The organism is Lysobacter sp. CA196, assembly GCF_052078695.1.
Classification (GTDB): domain Bacteria; phylum Pseudomonadota; class Gammaproteobacteria; order Xanthomonadales; family Xanthomonadaceae; genus Lysobacter.
Map to the genome: position 1 here is coordinate 61,764 of NZ_JBQJIN010000030.1, position 7,280 is coordinate 69,043.

General features: G+C 57.7%; 5 protein-coding genes and 1 pseudogene. All 6 read right to left on the bottom strand.

The genetic code is table 11. From position 1 onward, the window contains the following. Positions 1-42 precede the first annotated feature (42 nt). Positions 43-528, bottom strand: a complete 486-nt coding sequence (locus tag ACTOWK_RS20175; protein WP_441331880.1) for a hypothetical protein — start codon at positions 526-528, stop codon at positions 43-45. Beyond that, entirely contained in the window at positions 525-5,120 is a 4,596-nt protein-coding gene (locus ACTOWK_RS20180; RefSeq protein WP_441331881.1) for an RHS repeat-associated core domain-containing protein, read from the bottom strand. The genes ACTOWK_RS20175 and ACTOWK_RS20180 overlap by 4 nt, the downstream gene beginning before the upstream one ends. Positions 5,121-5,229: 109 nt before the next feature. Then, a pseudogene (locus ACTOWK_RS20185) lies at positions 5,230-5,553 on the bottom strand (ATP-binding cassette domain-containing protein); the annotation flags it as partial. Between the two features lie 82 nt (positions 5,554-5,635). After that, on the bottom strand, positions 5,636-5,902 hold the full coding sequence (locus ACTOWK_RS20190) for a carbon storage regulator (protein ID WP_441331882.1): 267 nt from the start codon (positions 5,900-5,902) through the stop codon (positions 5,636-5,638). A gap of 286 nt (positions 5,903-6,188) precedes the next feature. Continuing rightward, positions 6,189-6,845: a hypothetical protein gene (locus tag ACTOWK_RS20195; RefSeq protein ID WP_441331883.1), complete on the bottom strand. Its 657-nt coding sequence runs from the start codon at positions 6,843-6,845 to the stop codon at positions 6,189-6,191. A 144-nt stretch (positions 6,846-6,989) separates the two neighbouring features. Beyond that, on the bottom strand, positions 6,990-7,280 hold a 291-nt coding region (locus ACTOWK_RS20200), incomplete at its 5' end, for a hypothetical protein (protein ID WP_441331884.1).

Consider the following 7,280-nt stretch of genomic DNA (forward strand, 5'->3'; position numbering starts at 1 on the left):
GTAGCGCCCTCTTGTGTCAGTCGGACAATTCCGGAAAGCCAACTAGTGAGGCTTGCTCGATTCGGCGGCATCCGTAACCTGAAATGGTTCCGAAGGGAGCCAACAGCCTCGCATCTGTCGAATCTTGGCGCGATAGGTTTCCGGCCCCGCGGGCCTACTCTGCCCAAGGAATGTCAATTGATCACCCGGAGGAACAGTAACCGTTGCAGTCGCAGGTTCCGGATGGTCGATAACCGTAACGTCGTCGCTCCAACCATCGACTGTCTGTTTTTCAATTGTGAAGTCGAGCGGGTACAACTTGATCGGCTGCTTTTCACCTTTATACGTGGCAAATCGCAAGGTTTTCTTCGAGTGATTGATCAGCACGTACTTTCCATATACATAGCCCCAATCACGAGCGCGCTCAGCATCCACCCCACTAAAGGTGATCTGAACCCCCTCGATTGGCTTGTCGCAATCACCGTTTGCAGACGATGTGGCAGGGATGGCAAGAGCAACTGGCAAAAGAAACAAAGCCCATAGATTCATAAAGGGTCCTCAGATGAATACGCAACATGTCCGCCAGCGCGCCCGTGATCGTATCTCTTCTTAGAGGCGATTACGGCTGCGCGTGCGCCAGGTTCCAACAAAGCCTGCATCTTCTTGCGGTTCTCAGTCACGCACTCTACCTCGGTAGCATACGAATTCGCTTTAAGCGTTCGCTCCAATGACTCAGCATTAGGCTTGGCCGACTCCATCCACCGCCTCATATCGCGAACATGCTGGTACTCGTCGCGGACCGTATCGCGTTGAACAGCAGGATCTTTGTAGCGCCTGCGAAGATATACCAAAGTGTCTACACGAACTGAGAACTCATTCAGCCGGAACTGACCATTCTCGCAAGTGCAGTTGGGGGTAATAGCCCAGTCCACACCGGTTCTTCCAAGCGTGCCAGGATCGTACGGATGCTGAACGTCCCCGGGATAGGTGGCCATGCTGGCTCCTCGTGCAACCGCTCCCCACAACTTCTGCGTATCAGTCTCTTCCCATTGCAGGAGACCCATAGGATCTGACCACATGAGAGGAGATCCACTGACATAGGTGTAGGTATTGAGTCCGCCCTGCAGGCCTATCGGATCACTCTGGAGGTATCGACCGATCGACGGATCGTAGTCCCGGAACATGTTGTAGTGGGTCGAACTTACCGCGTCGAACTGCTGTCCAGCAAATCTTAAGTCGAAGGTGAAGGCCTTGCCGTCCTTGTCTGGGTCTTGATTCGGTAGTCCAGCGCCGAAAGCATCTCCACCTATGTCCCAGTTCCAGACTGCACGCTGGCGGACTGGATCAACCACAACGCGAGGAGCGGCCAGATGATCCGCTTCAATATAGTGAAGCTTACCGGCAGCAATGATGCCAATAGGCAAATCTCCGAGCCAGACCACCTCTTGTACCGCTACACCCGAAGAGTCGTAGCGCCCATGGAAGCGACCAGTCTTATCGTAGACGGTGTAGTCAGTGGTGGCTCCAAGCTGTCGTTGGACCCGCTCACCAACACCGTTGTAGCGATATGAGGCCTTCAAGAGGCTGTTTATTTTTACGGTGCTCATTCGGCCGGCTGCATTGTAGCCAAACTCTTTGCCTGTGCCTCCGATGCTGATCGTGTTTCCGGAGGCATCATAGGTCCGGGCGACGTCGTTCCATGCCGTTAACCGATCAACCGTGTAGACGTAGTTGGTGCTTGTCGCACCATTCGAAATCTCTGTCGTGCGGTTCTGGGTGAAGTCGTGGTAAAGGTAGGTCTTGAGGGGAGCATCTACTCCAGTCTTGATATCGGCAAGTTGATCGAGCGCGTCGTATCCATACTTTCGCAAGGCCGGTGTGGACTGATCGCCCTTCCGTAGTTCCACAAGATTGCCGACCTCATTGAAAATGAAGCCCGCCGAAAAGCCGTCCACGCCGGTGTCTTGGATACTGGAAGGTTGATAGTTGAGGTTGTACTGTCGGCGCAACCGGCGACCATTGCCAAAAACTAGCTCCCCAGCTGGGCCGAACGGGTAGTAGCTGATACTACTCAGCAGTGTCTGGATAGGCTGGCCCGGCCGCGTCACAGTGACGCTTGCGACATTGCCTTCGCTGTTGGCTCCGTACGCGACCAGAGTACCGCTTGGGTACGTGATCGATTTGAGTCGACCGCCTTTGGTGTACTCGTAGCGCGAGGTGAACGTCTTCCCATTGATCACTTGAATTTTGCGGGCGATTTGGCCATACCGGTCATAGCAGTAGTCGGTATAGCCGGTCCCGTCCGTGAGGCGCGCGAGACGTCCTTTAGCAAATGTTTCGCCAATGGCGCAAGCCGGCGCGGTCGTATCGTAGGCACGAGTAACGTTCAAGGTAGGATCGGCCGGATAGCTGGTCAGCAAGGACCGTCCGAGCGCGTCGTACGTGTAGTTCGTGATCCGGCCATCTGCATCCGTCGCCGATGTGCGGTTCCCACTATTGTCATAGGTATAGACGCTCGACCCCGTGGCGGGACTCCTCAGCGTCAGCACCTCGCCGAAGCGGTTCCGGTCGTATCCCGTCTCTCGACCAAGGCCATCGTAAGTCGAAGTCAGCTCGCCCATTGCATCGTAGAAATGATCCGAGCCGGTGGCCCGGCCGGCCAGGTTCGCGCGCGTTCGGGTCGTCTGCTTGAACCAGTTTGCGCCTTCTGTGGTGTTCCGGCCCAAAGCGTCCGTCGTGTAGTTCGGAGTACCCCCGGCCCAGTACGTGAAGTTCGTTTGGCGACCGTAAGCATCCTTCACGGACTTGATCTGGCCCAGTTGGTTCCGCAGGGTAGTCAAAGTACGCGTGATGACGCCCGCCGGGTCCTTTACGTCCGTCTTTTCGGGGCGCCCCTCATTGTCCAGGGTGTAGTGGATTCGGGCACCGGTCGAGCTAATTACATCAGTTAGGCGACCGGCCGGATCGTATTCGAAGCGGGCGATGATGCCATCGGCGTCAGTGGTCTTCTTTAAGAGTCCGACTGTGTCGTACTCCATCTGCGTGATCGCATCATCCGTCTCCGTCGCATTGTCGCTTCCGCGCACGATCTGCCTGAGCAGCCAGCCGCGGGGGTGATACTCCAGATCCGTAACGATACCGTTGGCGTCACGACTGGAGATGGCTCGACCGCTCCGGTCGTATTTGAGAATCTCTTCGACCTGACCGAGGGCATTGGTCACCCTCCACACGTCCCCCCTTCTATGGCCGCAACTACCGGTGGGTGTTGCGCATCCCGCCTCATCCTGGGCGTAGTAGGCGAAGGATGTGATGTCGTTGACGTCCGTGCGCGGTCCGTCTACCTGCGTGACCAGTCCAATGATCGGGCAGAGGCCCGCCTGGATATCGGTTGCCTCGCAGTAGCTCGTCGCGCTGGTGCGGGTGGTTCCACTCAGCGGGTCCATCTTCGTTGCGGTGAGCTCTTGCCCACGTCCGTTATACGTCCACAGGCGCTTCGTCCAAAGCTGGCCGTCCCGGTTGTAGACGCGCTCCTCCGTCGGAACATCGAATGCCGGATGCCAATCAATCTGCGTCAGCCGTTCCTCACGATCTCCGATAGCTTCGCGCTTCTGCGCCACCAACCCACGGCTGTTGTAGTCGAAGTCCGCAGACGTGCGCCCGAAGTCACCGACTCTATCGGGAAAGCCGTTGGCATCGTAGGTGTAGGCGGCCGTCGCACTGGTGCAGCCATCCGTGCATACCCGCTCAGCGTCAGTCGTAAGCTTTCGCCCATTAACCGTTGTGAATTTGTACTTGTATCGCAGACCGTTCGCATACACGACGTCTGTGGTGCCGTACTGGCCTCCCTCGACGACATAGCGCTCAGCTCCTTGGGAGTGCTCAGTCGAGTTGGGATAGCCAGCATTGTCGTAACCGAACTTTGCCTTCACCGACCCAGTCTCGTCCAGGATCTGAGTCAGCAGTCCACGCATCATGGTCTCAGTGCCTGCGTAGTATCGGTACTCCCGCTTATACCCTGAAGTAGCCACCACCTTTTCCAGCCGCCGTCCCGTATCCCCTGGGAAGGTCGGGTAGTCGGGAGCCACGTAGGTATAGTCGTACCTGACTCCGTTGGGATCGGTCAACGACGAAATCTGCGCATCCCCATCGTGCAAAATGTGCAGGGACCGACCTTGCGGATCGGTGACTTTGCTAAGGAGGCCGGAGGCGTACTCAAGTGTAAGGTGATATCCGTCAAGGTAGTCGATGGCCAGCAAACGTCCGCCTGCGTCATAAGTCTCCACAGACCCATCGGCGGAATTGCTCAGCTCCCAGCTAATTGGCTGGCCAGCCTCCAGGGTTGGGGTCAAGACCATCTTGACCTCAGCGCTAGGCAGCCAAGCACCATCAACCCTGCGGAATATGATCTGCATGCCGTCATCACGATGGACAGTGATGGCTTTGCTGTCCGCCGAGAAGGCATTGAACTCGAGATTCCGACTGTATGTATGCCGCCAGTTCTCGCCCATATCGGCCGATTCGACCTCAGGCGCGCTGTTGTAATAGCGATGGAACTTCAGGCCCCGCCCCCCGGTGCCGGCGTAGTCGGTCTCGTCCTGAAACTTATTGGCCGCGTTCACAACGATAGGATTTCCGATGCAGTTGTTGCTGCAATCGCTTCGGCCCAGGTTCTTGCCGCTGTCTTCCTCGCGTTCTTTCAATGGCCAAAACGCGTTCGCCGTTCCGTAATAGTACGAATACCGTTCCAGGGGCGGATCATCATACGGCGGCAGATCGTAGCGATTGGCCATCTCTAAATGGATGGTCAGCAAACCACCTGTCGCCTCCGGCGCGATGACCGCCTCCTTACAATCGGTGATGATCCAGGTCCTTTGATTGAACCCATCCTGCAGAGGAGGATACTCAATCAAGTCCTGGGCTCGATCGATCTTTTGTTGCTTGCATGCTGCCATGGCCTCACGAAGCGTATAGGTGCTTGGCCATGCGCCCATCCAAACCGGGCCCGGCGCATGCCCCCCCGGAAGTGCCTGGCCGGTCTCGACCGGGAACGCGGCCATGGCCGAGAATGAGGTCAAGGCAGTCAACGCCACAGCGAGGCTTGCAGCTAGCGGATTTAGTCTTTTCCCAACGAGCATCTTCATTCCTTGGAAGTGTGGTTATCGTCTTTGGCCATGCTCGCCGTGACGCCGCGGCGCATCAAATTCTCGGCCAGTCTTGAGCAAAGGCGTCTCTAGATCTGAGATGTCGCGGCTAGAACCGTTGGCTGGCTCTATAGGCCGGCGAGTCCTCAGGTCCGTTCCCGCAAACAACGGAGCCGCGTTCTAGGATCAGCGTCCGGTCTGCACTAGCGACAGTCTCGGGGCGGTGAGCAACGATTACATTTGTGATCGCAAGTGAGCGCACCGCCTCGTTGACCAGTCGCTCACGGCCAACATCCAAATGGCTGGTCGCTTCATCGAGAAACAGAATGCGGGGTTGTCGAAACAAGGCCCGTGCGAGAACGATGCGCTGCTTCTGTCCGCCGGACAGCGTGCTCCCCATGTCGCCGATGATAGTCGGATATCGCATCGGCATCTTAGTTCGGCGCGGCTGCGTGAGGCTAATGCTTCCAAGCCAGACGTTGCTCTGAGCCTCAATGACTTGCGTGCGAAAGAGGTCAGACATGGTCCTTCCCTTTGCGGCACGCCCTATCGCGTGGACCTTCGCGCGGGGGCTGGCAAAGAAGCTCCTCGCGCACGACGTGGACCGTTCTCGGAGCCGTAATGCCGACTCGTACTTCACCGGCGAATCGAGGCGGCAACAAACGCACCTCGATCTTGTCGCCGATCATTAGTGCCTGACCTGGGCAACGAGTCAGGACAAGCATTGACGTTCGATTCTTGACCTTCATGGACGAGCGCAGACCAGACCGTAGACATCGCATGCTTCGCGCAGAAGGCGGCTACTTCCACTCTCGGTCTCGATGCAGAACTCAAGAAGCTCATGAGGCTGCATGTACGTGACGACCGACTCGAGCTTTCCGTCGATGCCGGGCGCTCGCACCTCTGTGGGCACTCCGTGGTCGCGATGACGCTGGAGAGCTCGGCCCCGAGCGGCGTCGACACATGTCTGCTTGGAGACAAACGAAACTTGCTCGTCCTCGCCGTTAACGGAAACGCGCCAATTCAGCGATCCACGCCACACGGCATCAAAATGCACAACTCTCGCGCTTACCATCCCTCGTACTCCTTGAGGACGCCGATTCGGCGTGCAAATCCTTCGCCAACCCATTGCGGGTGATATGTGCGCTCGGACATCTGATCCGGATGCAGGAAAAGGCCACGAGCTTCACGCTCGGCTGTGTTGCATAGCGCAGGGAACACCGCCCAAAAGGTTGGGTCCACGATTTCGTGACTTGGCAGGGTCAGCCAGGCATGCAAGCTGACGCGAGCCCCCGGGGCGATTCCGGTACGCAGCATCTGCTCCAAGCCTTCGATGGGTGTGTGGCAAAGTCGCTGACCATCCTGGTAGACGTAGCCCAAGGTGAAGGCGACACGGACCCGTAGCTGGGCCTCCAGCATTCCTCGCACCATGGCAGTCACGCCGTACCGCTCAGCTGCTATGACGTCTTCGCGCAGTCGTCCTAAGCCGTAATCCCGGAGTCGCCGAGTGGATTCGATTGCTTCGGCTGAAGCGAACCGCATCGGGAGTGGCTCAAAGCGAGGTGGATTCAGTCCCCAGAGGACTGCGCGCGCACGCGCGGCCTCGAACTTGGCTTCATAGACGCCAGTAACGGTCTCCGGCGAACACTTGGCCTTCTTGAACAGCCGACCTAGCCAGTTCGGAACATGGAAGGGCATATACGTTGGTGACTGGAATTGAGACACAAAGCCCTCCTGACCGCTCCTCTCGGGGCGGTATGGCTGAGGTCGGGTTGGCGGGGCAATGGTCGCGACACGCAGCCATCGCTCGGTTACTAGTGAACTGTCTACACTCGCTGCGCGGCGTAGGGGCCGCGAGCAATCAACTAATCAAAGCCAAGCGGCTCCGGTGCTTCTGCTGGACTCTTTGAACTTGATAACCAAGAAGCTGGTGCTGACTGCGTATCGCACAGTGAAAAGAGAAATCGCCGCCATGGCCAACGCCGGAATCCAAAAGGCCGGGATCAATAGCGCCAGCTGGGCCAAGGGAACAGGGCGGTCTCTAAGCTTAAGTGCATCACCCACCGAAGGGTTCTGCACATGGGCCACCACTACACCCACCTGAGTCCCGAAGAGCGCGGCGCCATCATGGCCTGGGTCCGCCAAGGTCTCAGCGCCCGA